The organism is Leisingera sp. JC1, from assembly GCF_001679925.1.
GTDB lineage: Bacteria > Pseudomonadota > Alphaproteobacteria > Rhodobacterales > Rhodobacteraceae > Leisingera.
This window is the reverse complement of sequence record NZ_LYUZ01000050.1, coordinates 1-774: the sequence shown is the minus strand read 5'-3', so window position 1 is coordinate 774 and position 774 is coordinate 1. Positions and strand designations below refer to the sequence as shown.

1 protein-coding gene is annotated in these 774 nt (G+C 69.8%); it reads right to left on the bottom strand.

Features of this window, described 5'->3' with window-relative positions; genetic code table 11:
• On the bottom strand, positions 1–774 hold a 774-nt coding region (locus A9D60_RS05645; protein ID WP_141117835.1), incomplete at both ends, for a glycosyltransferase family 2 protein.

Sequence of the window (774 nt, the reverse complement as noted above, 5' to 3'; positions counted from 1 at the left end):
GGCAGGATGCAGAACCACCAGGCGTTGTAGTCGGTGCCGGCCGGCTTGTTGAAATAGTGCAGCTGGGCAGGGTCGGCGAGATCGACATTGTGGCAATAGGGCTCGATGCGGTTTTCCGGGCGCAGGAAGGCGCCGGCCTCATACATCACCGAGGGCCGCATCGCATCCAGCATGCCGGCGCCGAGCGCGATGTCGCGGGCGGCATAGTCGAGGAACCGCAGCGCCCGCAGGATCATGCGCGGATCGAGCACGATGTCATCGTCCATCATCAGGTGGTGGCTGGCCGGCTCGCCTGCGTTCAGCGCCTCGTCCAGCGAGCGGGTGAAACCGCCGCAGCCGCCGAGGTTGCGCTGCCGGATGCTGTGCACCTTCGGCGCCTCCAGCAGGCCGCGGATGGCGGGGGACTGGAACGGCTGGCCCTGGTTGACCACATAGACGGCGCGCAGCGCCTCCTGCTGCTGCGCCAGGGCGGCGACCTTTTCCAGGGTGCGGGCGAAATAGGCTTCCTGGTTGAAGGTGCACAGGCCGATGGAGAGGGTGGCCTGCCGCTGCGGCGGGGCAGGGGTGGCAAAGGCAATGGCGGCGACGCGGCAGGGGCCCTGCGCCTCAACTTCGACGAACAGGCGGCTGCTGGCCTGCTGCAGCGGCGCCGCCTGGCCGCGCGGCCGCGGCGGCAGCTGCAGCAGGTAGCTCCGCAAGCCGGATCCGCCGACCTCTTCGCGGCGCAGTATGCGCACGCCCTGGCCGGTGTCCTCGAACACCCGGATGGCGGCC